At 47.3% G+C, this 17,034-nt stretch carries 15 protein-coding genes; 4 read left to right on the top strand and 11 right to left on the bottom strand.

Translation table 11 applies throughout. From position 1 onward, the window contains the following. Positions 1-62 precede the first annotated feature (62 nt). Genes EC604_RS05080 through EC604_RS05070 form a run of 3 tightly spaced genes read right to left on the bottom strand, consistent with a single transcriptional unit; the run spans position 63 to position 3,893 of the window. Positions 63-1,517 carry a 3' terminal RNA ribose 2'-O-methyltransferase Hen1 gene (locus tag EC604_RS05080; protein WP_123063102.1) on the bottom strand — a complete coding sequence of 485 codons (1,455 nt, stop codon included), beginning with the start codon at positions 1,515-1,517 and terminating at the stop codon, positions 63-65. Positions 1,518-1,577: 60 nt separating this feature from the next. Then, positions 1,578-2,372, bottom strand: coding sequence for a nucleotidyltransferase domain-containing protein (locus EC604_RS05075; protein ID WP_123063101.1), 795 nt, complete (start codon positions 2,370-2,372; stop codon positions 1,578-1,580). Between the two features lie 27 nt (positions 2,373-2,399). Further along, positions 2,400-3,893 carry a TROVE domain-containing protein gene (locus EC604_RS05070; protein ID WP_123063100.1) on the bottom strand — a complete coding sequence of 498 codons (1,494 nt, stop codon included), beginning with the start codon at positions 3,891-3,893 and terminating at the stop codon, positions 2,400-2,402. A 492-nt stretch (positions 3,894-4,385) separates the two neighbouring features. Between EC604_RS05070 and EC604_RS05065 the strand changes: the two genes are divergently transcribed. Further along, a complete protein-coding gene (locus tag EC604_RS05065; RefSeq protein WP_123063099.1) occupies positions 4,386-5,741 on the top strand; it encodes a helix-turn-helix transcriptional regulator in 1,356 nt (451 codons plus the stop codon). Then, positions 5,707-6,531: a WYL domain-containing protein gene (locus EC604_RS05060; RefSeq protein ID WP_240036664.1), complete on the top strand. Its 825-nt coding sequence runs from the start codon at positions 5,707-5,709 to the stop codon at positions 6,529-6,531. The genes EC604_RS05065 and EC604_RS05060 overlap by 35 nt, the downstream gene beginning before the upstream one ends. A gap of 212 nt (positions 6,532-6,743) precedes the next feature. On the opposite strand, the gene EC604_RS05055 is transcribed toward EC604_RS05060, so the two are convergent. From EC604_RS05055 to EC604_RS05035, 5 genes are all read right to left on the bottom strand, one after another. Then, positions 6,744-7,244: a hypothetical protein gene (locus tag EC604_RS05055; protein WP_123063097.1), complete on the bottom strand. Its 501-nt coding sequence runs from the start codon at positions 7,242-7,244 to the stop codon at positions 6,744-6,746. 210 nt (positions 7,245-7,454) lie between these two features. Next, positions 7,455-8,195, bottom strand: coding sequence for a hypothetical protein (locus tag EC604_RS05050; protein WP_123063096.1), 741 nt, complete (start codon positions 8,193-8,195; stop codon positions 7,455-7,457). Further along, entirely contained in the window at positions 8,192-8,890 is a 699-nt protein-coding gene (locus EC604_RS05045; protein ID WP_123063095.1) for an ABC transporter ATP-binding protein, read from the bottom strand. Before EC604_RS05045 ends, EC604_RS05050 begins: the two co-directional genes overlap by 4 nt. Beyond that, positions 8,883-9,278, bottom strand: a complete 396-nt coding sequence (locus EC604_RS05040; RefSeq protein ID WP_123063094.1) for a GntR family transcriptional regulator — start codon at positions 9,276-9,278, stop codon at positions 8,883-8,885. The genes EC604_RS05045 and EC604_RS05040 overlap by 8 nt, the downstream gene beginning before the upstream one ends. Before the next feature lie 216 nt (positions 9,279-9,494). Continuing rightward, positions 9,495-10,052, bottom strand: a complete 558-nt coding sequence (locus EC604_RS05035) for an STM3941 family protein (protein ID WP_123063093.1) — start codon at positions 10,050-10,052, stop codon at positions 9,495-9,497. Positions 10,053-10,282: 230 nt separating this feature from the next. Between EC604_RS05035 and EC604_RS05030 the strand changes: the two genes are divergently transcribed. Further along, on the top strand, positions 10,283-12,313 hold the full coding sequence (locus EC604_RS05030; protein WP_123063092.1) for an alpha/beta hydrolase family protein: 2,031 nt from the start codon (positions 10,283-10,285) through the stop codon (positions 12,311-12,313). 222 nt (positions 12,314-12,535) lie between these two features. On the opposite strand, the gene EC604_RS05025 is transcribed toward EC604_RS05030, so the two are convergent. Further along, complete coding sequence (locus EC604_RS05025; protein WP_123063091.1) at positions 12,536-13,225, bottom strand: stalk domain-containing protein; 690 nt, start codon at positions 13,223-13,225, stop codon at positions 12,536-12,538. A gap of 319 nt (positions 13,226-13,544) precedes the next feature. Between EC604_RS05025 and EC604_RS05020 the strand changes: the two genes are divergently transcribed. Then, positions 13,545-14,723, top strand: a complete 1,179-nt coding sequence (locus EC604_RS05020; protein ID WP_123063090.1) for a MalY/PatB family protein — start codon at positions 13,545-13,547, stop codon at positions 14,721-14,723. Between the two features lie 112 nt (positions 14,724-14,835). On the opposite strand, the gene EC604_RS05015 is transcribed toward EC604_RS05020, so the two are convergent. Beyond that, positions 14,836-15,927, bottom strand: coding sequence for an alpha/beta hydrolase (locus EC604_RS05015; protein ID WP_123063089.1), 1,092 nt, complete (start codon positions 15,925-15,927; stop codon positions 14,836-14,838). 106 nt (positions 15,928-16,033) lie between these two features. After that, on the bottom strand, positions 16,034-16,996 hold the full coding sequence (locus EC604_RS05010) for a hypothetical protein (RefSeq protein WP_123063088.1): 963 nt from the start codon (positions 16,994-16,996) through the stop codon (positions 16,034-16,036). Positions 16,997-17,034 lie beyond the last annotated feature (38 nt).

Here is a 17,034-nt window from a genome sequence, read left to right as displayed (position 1 = left end):
CACACCATCTGTTCCACGATGCGAACGATGGTGATCACCCGCACCTGTTTGCCTTTCTTTTCTCATACATGCTCCTCCTTTCCCCGTGTGAACATCGCCAGTTGTGTCGGTTGTCCAAAGCCTTCCTTGTCCTCACCAATTCCTCTGATCTCGTAATCGTAATTGCCTTTCTTTGCCCAGCTTGCACACTGGACAATGAACTCCTCCCGTGTCCACTCAAAACGGTGATCATGGTGACGGAACTGCTCTTGCTCCATCGCATACACTTCGTTATATTCCTTATTCGGTGTAGTAACCAGCAGCACTTGTGGCCGATACTCCTTCAGAATCGTATCCATAATGCTACTCAGACGATATTCCTCGATATGCTCAATCACTTCACACAAGATGATGACATCCTGATGCTGTAACTGCTCGTCAAAATAAAACAGAGAACCGAGCATCGGCTCCGGCATAGCCTGAACCCCTGCCCGATCCTGCATTTTGGCGAAACGTTCCATCGCCCGTAGACGTGCTTGCCCCGAAGGCTCAACGGCAAGGATCGATTCCACTCCCGAGATATAAGCGAGACGTGCAGACAGTTTGCCTTCACCTGCACCCATATCCACAATACGGCTTTTTTCAGGCAACGAAGCCACAATATCTGTGATCGCTCGGTAACGTAAATCATTTAATCGTACAGGTGTTTCGGATGAGTCGTCAGCTCTTTCTGCACTTGTGGCCTGACCTATGTTTTCATTCGGATCACTATCTGCTTCCTCAGCTTGCTGTTCTACCCGTGGTGGCCGATCATCCAACGCTCCATGCTGACGTTCATATGTCCGAATCAGTTCGGCAAAATGAAGCGTTCGCCTAACGATAAGCCCCTTATGCGGATGGGTATCTAACCAACCCTCGCCATATCGGTTGATTTTATCAATCTCATCCTCACTGATGAAATAATGCTTATAGTTATCCAGCACGGGAATCAGCAGAAATAGCTGACGCAAGGCCTGTTGTATCGTTTGCTCACCACGCAGGGTGATGTGACGAACTGTGCTTCTATTTTTCAGGTCAAACGAATACGCCGACTCTCCCCGTTCCACAGTAATGTCATATCCCATACAGGAGAACAGTTCCTCCACCACACGGTCAGGCAGATCAGAGGCCACCGGGCCAAACTTCAGCTCCAGTTCAAAGGCATGATCCACCCACTGCACATAGTCTTCCTTCGGCTTGCCATTCAGAGCTGTGCCCAGCGCACTCCGTATGTAAGAGCAGAATAAACTGCTGGTCACAAACTCCCGGTCATTGATGTATTGTGTGATATCATATCCATCCGGTGTGCCTCTAACCAGATCGACCGGATCAGGCTCGGCATGAATCAGCACCTCCGTCTCCTGCTCACTCGCCTTGGTGTATACCATCCGTACACGTACACCCTTATCTGTCCGGTCATACACATTATTCGGATTTTTGGCGAGCAGATGGGATACAACCCCCGCATTCACTCCACTTGCTTTTAGAATCAGATGCATATCTTCTCCGCCTCTCGTTGATCTTCAACCCATTTGTGAACTTTAATCCCATCCATTCATTTATTGCCAAACTTCTTGTACAGCTGATTGAAATATCCGGTTTAAGACCTCAACCTCCACAGTCGCTTGTCCTTGAATTTCGGCAGCCAGTTGCTCTACATGTGCAATTTGAGCCGTAATATATGCTTGTATGGCCGGAAGCTGCGGCTCCATGTCCAGTTCGTCTCCTGCCTTTTTCCGGCGCAGCAGATCATGAATTTCAGTATACAGAGATTTGTCCTCTCGAACCAAGGTTTCAACGAGTTTGTCAAAAGCCATCGGCGGCATGGTTTCATAACGTTCAATCCAGCTACAAGCCAGCAGCGGGCGCAGCACATAAAAGTATTTTTTGATCTTCACCTGCTCGCCTTGCAAGTAATCACGGAAGTTTCCCTTAGCCATGTTCAGGTAATGGTACATACATGATTTCGCTGAAAACGTCAGCGGTGACAGACTCCGAATCCGCTCGGCGACGCTATACTGCTCATCATATTGAATCGGGGACTGTAACCACTCCAGCAGCGGCGGGTTGGACTTGCGAAACAGCTTCAATGCTTTGCGTATATCCCATCCGTTAATATCCAACTGGTCGCTGATCGGACGTTCGATCACATCACGTTGATCTTCAATCGACAGATACCACTCCAAAGGTCTGACATAAATAAACCGCACATCGTAGTCACTGTCTTGCGAAGGAAATCCCCACGCCCGGCTGCCTGACTCACAGGCATAGATAATGCGAACTTGCTCCTCCTGCTCGATCTGCGCGAGTTGCCTCGCGATGATGTCTCTCATCGTCTGATCTACATTGGTCATCCCTTTACTCCTCCTTCTCTGCTTCGATTAAAGTTGAATCGTTCGTACACGCTCGGCAATCGTCTCGTACCCTGTTACGGTCTCTGCAATATATGTCAATACCGCCTCACTCCAGCCATAGATGTAAAAGGTCTGGCCATCCCGCGGCGGAACCATTGCCTGCCGGTAAGGGGTAATATCTACAATGAATGCCTGCAGCCCCGGATTCATGGCGCGTCGATACCGTTCTAACTCGGCATAAAATGGACTTCCTTCATTCTGCTGCTCATCCGTAATCATAATGATGCGATCCACCATCTCTTTAGATTCTTGCAGCTCTCGTACAGGCCTTCCCGTATCGGTTCCGCCTTGTGCACGAATTCGATATGCCTGCGCCAGAATACCCTCATCCAGCTTCGGGCGGGCATCTTCGACTTGTTGATCGAACAACCAGAATAAGGCGTTGCCCTGAGTTTGTTTGAATAGCGCCAGTGCGAGGACGGAACCGATACGTAAGTAGTCTCCCTGCATAGAACCTGAGCGATCGAGAAAAATAGCTGTTCTCCCTGGTAGCGGTGGCAAATTGTGCACGGACAGCTCTATCGCCTGCTGCAGCGCTTCCCGGAGTTCTGGCTGCTCAACCATCTCATATGCTTTGACGAAGCGAAAAGGCAATATCCGCGATTGACGCAGTGCCTCGGCATCCGTCAGACGACGTGTGACGTAAGCAATATTTTTCTTTTTGGTAAAAACCCCGGCACGATCCATCGTATTTAAATGACGCAGGAGCGCAAACATCGGCATCTGGAGCATCAAAGCTTCCCAAATCTGACGCGTTGGTTGAAGGATCGAGGTCACGACCGAATAAGGCAGTTTACCTTTTTCAATCTGATGAAGCTGACTGGCAGGGTTACGTGTCGTTTTCAGTTTCTCCAGTGCCTGTAGTTGAGGAAGCTCCGCAAGACTGGTCTCATGCCCCCGCAAATAACGGAATAAAGCTTGTTGCTTCCCATCCTTCGGCTTGGGATGTGCGGTGACGATCATATCCCCCAGACTGTACCCACGCCCACGTCCATTGTATTTGATCGCCCAGTATTCGCTGATTTCGTTCAGGAACTGATTGACTTGACGCTTCACTGCACGCCCTCCCTCTCCCCGCCCGCTTCCTCTGAGGATCGTCAGAAAATCGGCCAGATCAGCTGGCGTCTTCACCACATGAGAGAAAACCTGTGCGAACTGTTCCGGATTAATCTTGGACAAAACGGCGAGCCCATACAAAGGCTGTAGCCGCATGAAGCCTTCATTCCGAGCATATACCAAAGCCTTCGCCATGAAGTTTGCATCCAGTTTCGCCATCTCCTGATGGCTGCTCCCCGCTTCTTGCAGCAGCTGTTGTTCATCCGCATAAAACGTATTGTTCAGCGTATTCGTCGTCAACATCTGTATATATTGTTCCTCGACCAATCGCTCATAAGCTGCATATCCATCATGATTATGTACTACAGATTGAGGTGTATTAAATAATGATTTGGCTCTACTCATCGCACAAACCTCCCTACGAGTAAAATGCTGTGCTTCATCTATGTGGAACATTAGTTTATCTTCATAAACGCTTTGGGTAATAGCTCTGAATCTAACGTTGTTGGTCAATTTTTCTTCGTTTCTATAGAAGGTTTCCGAGGAAAAAGGGGGAAGGTTTTACCTGCTCTACCGCTGAGCTACACCGCCATAACCGGCGGCGATTGGATTCGAACCAACGACCTGGTCGATTAACAGTCGAAGTAACCCTCCCAGGCGCCTCGGAAATCAGATCAGCCGGGCTTCTTCAACGCCCCGCTTCACATCCTTATTATGCATGGAAACCTTCAACTACGAACATGGTGAAAGTATGGCGACTTGGCGTGAATTAGAGTGAGTTGCAGTAAATTGAATTGAAATGACATGGATTTGAGCGAGGTCTAGCAACTTTGCAATGAAAGCAGACGTTTATCTTGGTACAATACAAAGATCACAGTCCAATCAGGAGTGAGACCTATGGCTAAAGAAAGCTTCGATAAAGAGATTCAGTTTCTGCGGATGCTGTCACTAACCAGTGGCGCATATAACCGTCAGCAGTATGCCAAACGGCTTGGCATTTCTGTACATACCTTTGATAAAACACAGCGCAAGCTGCGAGATATTCGTCAGAGCTTGAGCGACCAGCACACAGACAGTGAGATGGGCTCGGAGATCAACGAACTTGTTCGTTTTCAATACGGCGAGTCTGCCGAGCCGTTGCTGCTATTTCTTTTTCGCGCCAAATCCATGAAAGAAACCGAAGTGGAGCGCTTGTCCGTCATTTTACATACCCTTCAAGACTCCGCGCTGACCGCGATGGAATTACTGGATGCCTGCTGTGCCGATTTGCCGGAAGAACTGGCCCTGCCGGATGAGAAAACGATCCGTTCGGATCTGAAGTATTTGGAGGAAGTCGGTGTCATTCGCAAAGAGCCGGGCGGACGTCCTTATCGTTATTCGTTACAGCAGGACGTGCTGACACAGCTCACCCCGGAAGAACAACTGGAGTTATACGACTTCGTTGATATGATGGCGAACACACAGGTTCCATCGGTGCAAGGATATCTATTGCGGGATAGTATGAAAAAAGTAATTAAAGCAAGTTATCCGCAAGAAGAAGCGACGGAGCCATATATTTATAAGTATCATTATTATTCACGCATTCTGGACGAAGCCCATCTGTACACCCTGCTTGGTGCGATTCGTCAGCGAAGACGTGTGCAATTTCAGTATTTTTCACCGAAGAAACCATCCAGCTATAGCTCGCAAAATACGAACCCAAAATTCGAACGCGAAGCTGGCGGAAGCTCCAATCGGATCATCCCGATTGAAGTCGTTTATGATCACCAGTATGGGCGCTGGTATGTCATCGGTTATCAGAGTAGGCGGAGATTCGTGAAGTTTCGGATGGAGGGCATCACCCAGCTGGAGGAGCTTCAGCCTATTGAAGAAGAGCATATGCTTTCATTGAAAAAAGAATGGGCTGACATCAGCCGGTACAGCTGGCTTGTCGATACAGGCCGCACCGTAACGGTGCAAGCACGCTTTTTCCACCCGGGAGATGGTCAGCGCAACTTTATTCTGGATCGCGTCCGGCTGCAAGGACAGTGGGGAACCATTACACCCGAAACGGATCATAGCTTTTTGTATGAAATTCAGGTCAACGGTACAACAGAGATCAAACCTTGGCTGCGCAGTTTTGGCTCAAGCTGTGAGATTCTGGCTCCAAGTAAGCTGCGTGAGGAAATGATCGAAGAATGGAAGGAGATTGCGGCGTATTATGAACCTGTTCGAGAAGATGTTCAACTACCAGATCATGACGAGACTGAATGAAACCGGACTGTTCACCTGGACTTCACAGGAACGGGCTTGGCTCCGTATGATGATGGAACATCCGGCTGCGCAAGAAGCGCTAAACCCGGCAACGTTGACCAAATTAAACCATATGCTGGACGGGGAAAAGCACTTGAATCTGCAAGATTACCTCACGGAAAAAGCAAAAAGTGAAGAGAGTAGTGTCTCTCATCCCCTGCTGAGGCCGTTACGGCAGATGATCCTGAACGGTGAGGGGTTTCACATGACAGGTCGTATCCGTAGCGGACGCACAAGCCAGGAGAAGTTCGGGTTCCCGTATAAGCTGGAATATTCCATGGTCAAAAAGGAATGGTATGTGCTCTGGTATGCCCCGCACTTTGCCAGATTAATGTCCACCAAGCTGCATAGCATCACCAAGCTGGAGAGCAGATCCATTAAACCGGAGGCCGCATCGCGATACAAGGCAAGCATTGCACTGATCACGGAGAAACGTAAAACGACGATCACGATCGAGGTCTTGCCTGAGTTCAATGCGGAGTTGTCCCGTATTCTCTATGCCTTCTCCTGCTTCGAGAGAGAGGTTAAATACAACGAAGCGAACCATGTATACCGGATTCTGCTGACGGTTCCCCGAAACGAGGTCGATTACGTGTTGTCCAAGATGCGTTTTCTCGGTAAACGTGTTCGCATCATCGATCATTCGGCTCTGCAGGAGCGCATGTCCGAGACTGCTGCCAAGGTGCTGGCACGTTATGCGCATTCCGAGTCCAAACAGCTGGATCATGAAACAGCTGCGCAAGGTGATTAGCATAAACCATCGCTTTAAGAGCTATCGCTTAGCAAACTACTTGATCTCAACTTCTCTGATAGGGTGCACGATACACAGCAACAAGGACGAAATGATGCCGGCATACGTCGGATCTGACCGTTACTCCTTCGGCCTGTAACGGATCATTCGCCTCATTTTCGTCCTTGTAGATTAATGTAATTTGGAGAGCTAAACACCCATACATTTCCGATCTACGTAGCACTGCTACTGTTTGCAGCTCTCCGTCTTTTGTTAATGGCGTGCACGCCCATGACCACAGCAACCAATTCATAGGTGTCCAAATATTCGGATTGGTTATCCAGCACAAACGCCCCTGAACTGAACCAACCACTGGTACGGCGGAAGCTTACCACGACACGGCCTGCTCTGTCGGTTACATCATATTCCTGTGAAAATGCTGGTGCAGACACATCATAGATGCCACGTGAGCCCGCATCGTATTCATATTTTTTGCTGAAAAAGCTGAATCTCGCTCTTAGCACCCCCAGATATGTGCCATCCGCTGCCGTCACGTCCCAGCGATTGGTCAACATGCGGAATTTGCCTCTGCAGACCAGACCTTTTTCATCCGATACATCGAGTGATGATCCAAATACACTTTTCAAATCCAGGTGTCCTGCTTGCTCCTGATCGGCATTCAAAATTTCGGTATATCCGGCGTTGAAAAAGTTATCTCTAAAGTACAATTGCATATCGCTTTCCCCTTCCCGATGTTGTAATGTCTGATGATGCTCACCATGTGAATCCAACTTCTTATTTCTCTGTCAGCAGTCATTATATCTAAATTTACGTATTCAAACTGGAATAGGGTGCATATATCCTTTCTTCTCTGCCAAAAAAGTAAAAACGAGCAGCTCCGCCGCCCGTTACATTCGTCCTTCTTGTTTTGCTAAAAAAAGTGACTAAGCTTCCACTTTTTTGTTGTTTAAATAGACCATTCCCCATACGAGAAGCGCAGCAAGTGCCATTTCAAACACCGTGGTCCCCCACCGTCCATCGGCCCATATAACACCGTTGGCTGAAAATGAGATGCCCGTGCTTTCTTCGGTGAACTGAAACAGGTCATTCGGACTGAACTTTCCTGAAAAAATAACATTTTCCAACCAGCTAAGCAGGTTAATCAGAACAATGAACGTTACAATTCCGATCCATGGGCCTGTTTTCCAGCGGAAAGTTCCCGCTACGCTAATAGAGAAAAAGATAATGATCGTCATAAACAGAACGATCCAGCCTGCAAAAAACAAAGTACTCCATATCTCAGCCGCACTTATTTTGACACCAATATATGCAGACAGATCAAGCCCCAGCTTCATCGTAATGTAAAGGTATGCGTGGAAGAGGCTTATAAGCAGCAAGCCCAGTCCGCAGATTGTACCAAAAATGATGGGTGATAACACATGAGACAGACCCGTAACCGGGATCAGACGACGATTGTAGGAGCGGATGTTGGCCGTGTATGTTTTTATCGTCTTTACATAGACGGCTACTCCCGCTCCGATGTATGCCATGATGCCTAGCACATTTGCAGTGACACCGGAAGACACAAATATCATCAGTCCCAGTTGCACAATAATCAGGATGACTAGCCCTGCCAGCAGAGTATTCCAGCTTCTTCTAAAATCATACTTCAACAATGTCATCATTCTGCATAGACCTCCTTGAACATCTCATCTACACTCTTTCCATGCTTCAGCCTGATGGTCTCGACTTCCTCATGCATAACCACCTTGCCTTCACGAATAAAGACCACTTCATCAAAAATGCGTTCAATATCCTTCACCAGATGTGTGGAAATGATCAGGCTGCTGTCTTCGTCGTAAAATTTGACGATCGCATCGAGAATTTTGCCTCTGGCTACCGGGTCAACCCCGCCGATCGGCTCATCCAGCAAATACAGCCGCGCCTTGCGAGACAATACCAGTGTTAACTGCAGTCGTTCATTCATGCCTTTGGACAAATGACTAACACGCTCATCCTCTGCGAGACTCATAAACTCCAGCATCTCCCGTGCCTTCTCCTCATCAAAATCGGCATAAAAATCACGGTAGTATGCGAGCGCATCACGAACCTTCATCCAGTTCTCGGTTAACGGACGATCTGGCATGAATGATACGAGTGACTTCGTCTCCAGTCCTATCGGCTTACCTGTAACCTGAATGCTACCGCTAGCGGGATGCAGCAAACCTGCGACCAGTTTCATCAGTGTGCTCTTTCCACTTCCGTTGCTGCCTAGAAGCCCTACAATTCGTCCAGGAGCAATATTCAGCGAGACATTGTGTAACGCCTGTTTTCGGCCATATGTCTTGTTGACCTGATTAAGCTCGAGAATGTTACTCATGTGTGTGTTCCCCTTTCCCTTGACTATTTTCAGCCAAAGCATCCGTCACGATGGATACAATATCCTGCTCTTCGATTCCAAGTTCTTGCATCCCGGTCAGGAAACGATCCAGCAGCTCGCCGGCCATTTCTTTCTTGATCATCATGATCTTCCTCTCCTCACTTGTTACATATCTGCCCAAGCCCCGCTTCGTTTCAACGACTTCTTCACGCTCCAGCTCCTGGAACGTACGCTGCACTGTATTCGGATTAATCTGCAATTCGGCAGCCAGTTCACGAACCGAGGGAATTTTATCCCCTGCCTTGAGGGCGCCGGTTACAATTTGTCGTTTGATATATTGCATGATCTGCAGATAGATCGGTAAATTGTTATCAAATTCGATAGGCACGATGTTCTCGCTCCTTTCCGTATCGGTGTGTTAGTTACATAGTACACTAGTGAATTGGTATTGTAAAGCCTATTTTCAGTTTTCATTTGAACACAATAAAAAAACAGGTCTCAAAGACCTGCCGTTCTGAGCTATATATGTATTCAGAAAAAATCACCTCTGGATTAGACAGCAGCTTTCTTCGATTTCTCACCGCTATAATTCTTCGTTCCTTCACTATTTCCTCCCGTTCAAAACGTAAATCCTGCCGCCTTTACCATGCTGCCAATGATTCATCATCACAAAATACAGCTGGTCGATCGGCAAAGTGATACTGCTTTGCGCAATGCTGATCGTCGCATCCACCATATTGCTATTCGCCGTCATCAGCTTGCGCTTCATCCCGTTATGACGCTCCATAAATGCTTTCTCATCCTGCAGTTTAACCCCGATCATTTTTTGCCCCATCAGCTCGTACATAAAAATATGTTCAATATCCTTCCAGGCTACTGCCCCGCCCGAGGCATAAGAGGAAGAATCGACAAATCCATGCTCATTGATGACAAAGGAGGGTTCCTTTCGGATCATTTTTACCAGGCTGTAGCAGAAGCATGTACCAAAGAAGAGGACAGATAGCAGACCAAGAACACTGGATATGATGGAAGTCCCTGCTCCAGAAGATCGGTCAAACATCAGAAAGAATCCGGCACTCACAAAAAGCGCTGCCCCTGCTGTAATCCAAGCCATTCGTTTCCTGCTCGGATATTCGACATGCTGTTCATACGATGTATTCAAGGTAACTCCCTCCTTCTTGTGACTAAATCATGTGCAGTTCAAAACAGGAAATGCATTGTACATTAAACCATTCGGGCTAGTCCTAAACATTTCCTCTGCGTTTTCCTTCCTTATAAAAAAACTTAACGTCATTCCATTCGGCAAGTTGTTGTCCTGTACTTGTCTTTCCGTTAATATAAATGGAAAGCTTAGGAAATTATCCAATCTGAATAGTAGTGGGAGGACAAGCGATGAACGAGCAACGTGGCATGACATCGGAAGATTTGTACCAGCTTACATGGGTTAATGATCCGGTCCCGTCTCCCCAAGGCGGATATCTGGTGTATGTTAGTCGGCAAGTGAATGAAAAACACGATGGTTATCGTTCACACCTGAGACTACTTCATCTGGATAGTCGGAAGGACAGACCTTTCACTTCTGGAGAAAATGATCATTCCCCAGCTTGGTCGCCGGATGGGGCGCAGCTTGCTTTTATACGCGAAGTGCAGGGAAAATCCCAGATATGGCTCATGGCTTCGGATGGCGGAGAAGCACAGCAGATCAGTCATCTGCAGCATGGCGTCAGTTCCTTCTTATGGGCGCCAGATGGCGGGACATTGCTTGTAAAGTCTTCTGTGGAAATGAATGAGAACATAGATGGACAACCAGATTCAGCGTCCGCGGAAGGCTGCAGCAAAGATCATAAGGAAAGTCCACTGCCTCAAGAAATCGTCGTAGACCGAATTCGCATGAAATCCGACAGCGGCGGGTTATGGAATGGACGACGTTCCCACCTCTTTGTTATCGCGCCAATCAGCGCAGAGGCTATTCCTGTTACGACGGGTCACTATGATATCGGGGACTATGCCTGGTCTCCGGATGGAAAACGTATCGCCTGGATTACCGAAATGCCCGAAGAGGGCGCGGATCACAGCGACTTTACGTTGACCAATCATGTGTATACATCCAGACCTGATGGATCAGATTTACAGCAACTGACCCCGGAAGGATATACCTTCTATCGGCTTAGTTATGCACCTGACGCGCAATCCCTGGCCCTTCTCGCCAGTGACCGCTCTTACGGCAATGCTACCCTTGCGAAGTTGTATACACTTCCGATATCGGGTGGAACACCTGAATGTCTGAGTGCAGATTGGGATGTACAATTGAACCACAGCCTTGTTGGTGATATGCGCTCTCACCTCGTCACGACAGGTCCGGTATATTCACAGGATGGCTCTTCCATTCTGTGTCTTGCTACGGTACATGGCAGCGTGCGTATAGCTAGATTTGCATTAGATGGAAGTCGTGCCGATTACATTTTGCCAGATGAGTGCGAGATCTATCAGTTTGCGGAGCTGGCACAGGGCCAGATCGTCGCGGCTGTTGCGAATACACAACATCCCGGTGACTTGTATCTGTACGAACAACCGGGAGACCCCGGAATCGAACCTATCCGTCTCACGAACAGTAACCCGCAGCTAGAACAGGACATCTGGCTTAGTACGCCGGAAACCTTCTGGTTTGACTCGTCGGATGGGCTGCAGCTCCAAGGCTGGATCATGAAACCTCATGGCGTCGTTGAGGGTGTCAAGGTTCCGACGATTCTTGAAATTCATGGCGGCCCGCATATGATGTATGGTTATACTTTTATGCATGAGTTCCAGCTCCTTGTCGCTCAGGGCTATGCTGTGATGTATATCAATCCGCGTGGAGGGCTGGGATATGGACAACAATTCGTGAATGCCTGTCGCGAAGATTACGGCGGTGGGGATTACCGAGACCTTATGGAGTCCGTGGACTATGCTTTGTCCCAATATACCTTCATTGACCCATCCAGACTGGGCGTAACCGGCGGCAGCTATGGCGGATTCATGACAAACTGGATCGTGGGACACACGAACCGTTTCAAAGCCGCTGTTACCCAGCGTTCCATCTGCAACTGGTTGTCTTTCTATGGCGTCAGTGACATCGGATACTTCTTTACGGAAGATCAGATTGGCGGTAATGCATGGGAAGACACGGAAAAACTGTGGAAACATTCTCCGCTCGCTTATGTCGGCAATGTGCAGACACCACTGCTTATTCTTCATGGCGAACAGGATCTCCGTTGTCCCATTGAGCAAGCTGAACAATTATATGTTGCGTTGAAACGACGCAAGCAAACAACCCGGCTCGTTCGTTTCCCCGGAGCCAACCATGAACTATCGCGCTCCGGCAATCCACATCTGAGGGTGCGACGTTTAGAGCATATCGTCGGGTGGTTTAACGAATATCTGTAAACCTCCCATGGAAGTTGAACAAAAAGATTGAACGAAAGACTTTTGCATGGATCATTTCTGAGACAGGGGCCAGAAAATTCGGATCGTCGCAGGTTATCCCTTAATTGTTGTAAATGGATAGCCTGTTCCTTGAACACAAAAAGCCGTTTGCCTGTAATCACGAAACATTACAGGCATAACGGCTTGCTTTATTTTAAAAAATTAGACAACATGCGAACTCGCTTATTCTTCTCCCCAGATGACCGTCACTTCATTCAAATCCTTATTGCTTGAAGATACGTTACCTGTAATCGTTACAGCGTACTTGCCTTCCTCACGACCTAAAATGCTGAATTCGTCAGCTTGAATATCCTCACTGTTTTGAGTCAGGTTTTTATTCTGATAATAGTTTTTGTAGGATGAAGCGAGGGTGCTCAGACTCTCCTTGGATGTATAGATCAGCACTACTTTTTTGTTGCCATCTACAACACTCTCAATCAGGCTGGTCGCTTTTGCATCCTTAGGCAACGGTAAATCTGCTGGCAAGTACTTGGATTTTACGCCTGGAGCTTGTGTGTTTGTACCTGTCGATGGAGATGAGGATTGATTGCCGCCAGTGGATGCAGACCCGCCTGATGTGCTTGAAGCACCGATGCTTACCTTATTATTTTTCGCGTCATACTTCACTTCTGTATTTAATGCCTCTGCAATAGAACGAGCTGGAAGATATGTACTGCCTTGATACGTAATGGGCGCAAGCTTTTTGCCCTGATCACCTGTCGGTGTAAATTTCTGTCCGTTTACTTCGATGGCAAGTCCGTGATTCAGATATGCTTTGATCGTTTCCAGTTGCGTACCTGCGTAGACACCTGCTGATCCCGTTAATACCATACCAAATACGCCTGCTGCAATCAGCCACTTTTTGTTTTTCATGTCTCTTCGCCTCCAAAGTTCAGTATCATTAAAGATGAGTATTACATATTGAATTGAATGATCGCGTTATAAAAGATATAGTAGCGGATGAATTTAGTTCATATAACAATGAGCTGTATAGAAGAAGCTTTAATTCCCACCTCATGTTAGCCATATCATAAGTACTTGATGGCAGGTTGTAAACGATATCTCGACAAATCAGGACTTGGGTCATATAAAAATGGTTTAGAAGTTGCGAAAATACAAGATGTATTAGATAATGATGTCTTGTTTATAGGATGTAACAACGAATCAATGAACCAAGGAGGACTTCTTTGTTATGATAAATCAACATTTATTTGATACACCGATTGACCGATTATCTACCGCTTCCGAGAAATGGGACGGGCTTGAGCCGTTATTTGGAGTAAGAGATGCACTTCCCATGTGGGTAGCCGACATGGATTTTGCCGCTCCCCCATCTGTTATTGAAGCACTACAGACCCGGGTGGAGCACGGCATCTTTGGTTACACCCTGCGAACCGAGGCCTATCATGCAGCCGTTACAGACTGGATGCAACGCCGCCACAACTGGAAAATTAATGCGGACTGGATCGTATTCACGCCAGGGATCGTACCTGCGCTCAGTATAGCGGTACAACAATTTACTTCTCCAGGGGATGCTGTAGTCATCCAGACCCCCGTATACCCTCCCTTCTATGATGTCGTGAGAGATCAAGGGCGGGAACTCATTACGAATCCACTGATCGAAGAACATGGGAAGTACACCATGGATCTGAATCATTTGGAGAGAAGCTTCCAGAATGGAAAGGTCAAAATGCTGATCCTGTGCAGCCCTCACAATCCGGTTGGACGAGTATGGAGTCGTGAGGAACTGGAGGCTCTTGCATCACTGTGTCTCAAATATAATGTGCTCATCGTATCGGATGAAATCCATGCTGATCTGGTGTATGAACGTGGAACACATACACCGCTGAGTCTGATCTCGGAAGCAATCGCAGATCGCAGCATCATCTGCACAGCACCAAGCAAAACGTTTAATATCCCCGGATTAAGTTCATCAAACATCATCGTTCCTAATGCCGAATTACGGGAACAGTTCGCCAAAGGCGTTCGTACCATGGGGTTATCCAGTATCAGCACACTGGGAGCCGTAGCAACCGAGGCGGCTTATAACGGTGGCGAAGACTGGCTTGATCAATGTCTTGCCTACATTCGGGGCAATATGGAATACGTGCAGCAATTTATTGCAGAGCATCTGCCTGGTATCCGTGTACACCTTCCTGAAGCCACCTATTTGTTATGGGTTGATTTCCGAGAATTAGGGTTGACTCATGCGCAATTAAGCAAGAAACTTCTTCATGAGGCAGGACTAGCATTCAATAGCGGGGTTGTATTCGGCAAAGAATATGCCGGATTCATGCGCATCAACGTGGCCTGTCCACGTGCAACAGTCGAAGAAGCCATGCGCAGATTATTAGTACTGGCCAACAAGTAAACAAATAAATAGAGGGTGTCCCAGCCGTCATGTCATGGTTATTTTTTCATGTTGAATCGCTGTGACACCCTTTTTTTCAAAAAATGCACTATCTCACATGAATTTTGTATCTTCAGTTTTCTTTTTTATGAGCCTGGATAAATTGCACAGATGCCTGAAGCGCTTGCTGTGCTGCTTCACTTTTCAGATTAAACTGGTAATCATGCCCCAGTTTTTCCGAAGATGATTGAAAAAATAACGTTTCTGTCGTGACACCCTGACGCTCTAGCACTTCCGCGAGTTCAATCGATTGTACGGTCAAAGGATCATCATTACCGGAAGTAATAAATGATGGTGGAAACGCGGCTGTAGCCTGAAGCACCGTTGACATTTCGTCCAGATGTGGATCATTTTCGTATGCCTTGTTTCCCGTATATGACCAGAGAAATGTTCGCATAAACGGAAAGCCTGTACTTTCAACCGTACGCAAATGATAAGGACCACAGAACAAAAGTGTTCCTCTTATCTGTTCAGGCTCCACTGATGGCCTTACATTCATTTGTTTTGCCAGATTGGGATTCGTAAGCAGTGCCGCAGTCTGACTCGCAACTTGGGCACCAGCCGAATTACCAGCAAGAAATAGGTTGTTCGGATCACCTTGATATTGACTTACATGATCTCTGATATATGTTAGAGCCTGATTGGTTTGCATCACGGGCATAGGGTATGTCGTATTCGGCGCAAGTGCATAATTCATGCTGACCACCACATGGCCACGTTTGCTTAGCTGCACCGCATAATCGGCTATGTCTTTTTTATCCCCCATAACCCAACCGCCGCCATGAACCCACAGTATGACTGGCAAGGGTTCAGTTGCTGCGGAAGGATAATAAATGTCCAGCGTACTGTTGCGACGGCCTCCATCTGCATAGGCCACATCGGTAACACGGGTTATCCCTTCCGAAATAAATGATTCCTTGTCGCTTTCATTTGTAGTCATTAACCCAATCCCTGTCTTTAGCAAAAATACGGTTATTCTGGGTGTGAATTGTGAACCTATTCCTACAACACCGATCATCAAGAGCAATAAACTGATGGGAATCCAGTAACGCTTTCGTTTCAACCCCGTTCTGCTCGCGTGCCTGTTCTTGTGTTCCAATGCCGATCTGCCAGCACTCTTTACCCCGGTTCCATCTGCATCTTTCTTCTCCTGCTTTGTCTGCACGTGCCTGCACCTCGCTCCATGTTAACGAATGGTTCTGTTATAGAGGTGTACGCGCCAGAAAAAAACAAGTTTCTCTTATGGATTTTTCTTGCAGCATCAGGTTCCTTCATTTGGATCTGTTGTTGATTTCTTCGCTTACTTTGACGTAGATCGCGGACACCTTCTGCTCTAACGTGTGAATGTGTTGGCTCGCAACCGTCCATCTTTCAGCTGAAGAAACCAAAGCATTCAGGGTACTTAATACACGTACGGGTTCACCTTTTTTCAGGGATTGTTTGAAGTTCCGAAGCGCATCCGTATACCGTTCTCTAGACAAACTGACTTGTTTCTTGGCCGTTTGAATCTGCTTTTTTACAGCATTCGTGCCATTCAACATCGTTCGCAGCCGCTTCACCTCATTATTTTTCCGCTTCCGTGCTTCAGCAAGGCTCCGTTTCTTCACACGAATATCTTCACGTGCCAACTGCACCAGCGGTTTCAGCGTTTCAGCCTGTGTACGAATGGCCGAACTCCACTCTTTGCTCTGGAGAGATTTGGCAGCAGACAATTGTTTGTTCAGCGAGCTATACAGTTTGAATAAAGCTTCATAACGTGCCTGCGTCAGTTCCACTGTCTGCTGAAGAGCCGCCAGCTTCGCTGCATCGGTATTACGGATTGCCTTTCGAAGTTGCACCAACTCAGTAGCGCTCGCTGTATGCAACTGCTTGATCTTTTGTTCCCACATCTCTTTCTGAGAAATCCATTTCCCGGCACTTTCGTACGACTGCTGTAAAGAACGTTTGGTCTGTGTATCCGTCTTATTCAATATTGTACTCCAGGCTTTCTGCGCAGTACTATGTAGCTCAATCCCCTCGCCATGAACCGTTGCTTCACTCCACATCATTCCAATGCTGCATGTTGCAACAAACATCATGCACAGTCTCGATAAAGCGGAATGCCCAACCAGCAGTTTTAACCAAAATTGAATAACAAGCCCCCACTTTGACTGTCCCTTCCACATGTTCCTTGATTGCTGCGACAACATTAGTTGCTCTACTAATCCTTTCTTCTCTGGTACCAAATGCATCATCCTTCTACACTCCCTTTCTCAAAATTGATATGAATTCC

The organism is Paenibacillus amylolyticus, assembly GCF_003719335.1.
Classification (GTDB): Bacteria; Bacillota; Bacilli; order Paenibacillales; family Paenibacillaceae; genus Paenibacillus; species Paenibacillus amylolyticus_D.
The sequence above is the reverse complement of the archived record's forward strand: the minus strand, read 5'-3'. Positions and strand labels throughout refer to the sequence as shown.

Bases quoted from the DNA above. Each gene is read 5' to 3' on its own strand.
- EC604_RS05080 (WP_123063102.1), bottom strand. From the start codon at position 1,517: ATGCATCTGATTCTAAAAGCAAGTGGAGTGAATGCGGGGGTTGTATCC.
- EC604_RS05075 (WP_123063101.1), bottom strand. From the start codon at position 2,372: ATGACCAATGTAGATCAGACGATGAGAGACATCATCGCGAGGCAACTC.
- EC604_RS05070 (WP_123063100.1), bottom strand. From the start codon at position 3,893: ATGAGTAGAGCCAAATCATTATTTAATACACCTCAATCTGTAGTACAT.
- EC604_RS05065 (WP_123063099.1), top strand. From the start codon at position 4,386: ATGGCTAAAGAAAGCTTCGATAAAGAGATTCAGTTTCTGCGGATGCTG.
- EC604_RS05060 (WP_240036664.1), top strand. From the start codon at position 5,707: ATGTTCAACTACCAGATCATGACGAGACTGAATGAAACCGGACTGTTC.
- EC604_RS05055 (WP_123063097.1), bottom strand. From the start codon at position 7,244: ATGCAATTGTACTTTAGAGATAACTTTTTCAACGCCGGATATACCGAA.
- EC604_RS05050 (WP_123063096.1), bottom strand. From the start codon at position 8,195: ATGATGACATTGTTGAAGTATGATTTTAGAAGAAGCTGGAATACTCTG.
- EC604_RS05045 (WP_123063095.1), bottom strand. From the start codon at position 8,890: ATGAGTAACATTCTCGAGCTTAATCAGGTCAACAAGACATATGGCCGA.
- EC604_RS05030 (WP_123063092.1), top strand. From the start codon at position 10,283: ATGAACGAGCAACGTGGCATGACATCGGAAGATTTGTACCAGCTTACA.
- EC604_RS05025 (WP_123063091.1), bottom strand. From the start codon at position 13,225: ATGAAAAACAAAAAGTGGCTGATTGCAGCAGGCGTATTTGGTATGGTA.
- EC604_RS05020 (WP_123063090.1), top strand. From the start codon at position 13,545: ATGATAAATCAACATTTATTTGATACACCGATTGACCGATTATCTACC.
- EC604_RS05010 (WP_123063088.1), bottom strand. From the start codon at position 16,996: ATGATGCATTTGGTACCAGAGAAGAAAGGATTAGTAGAGCAACTAATG.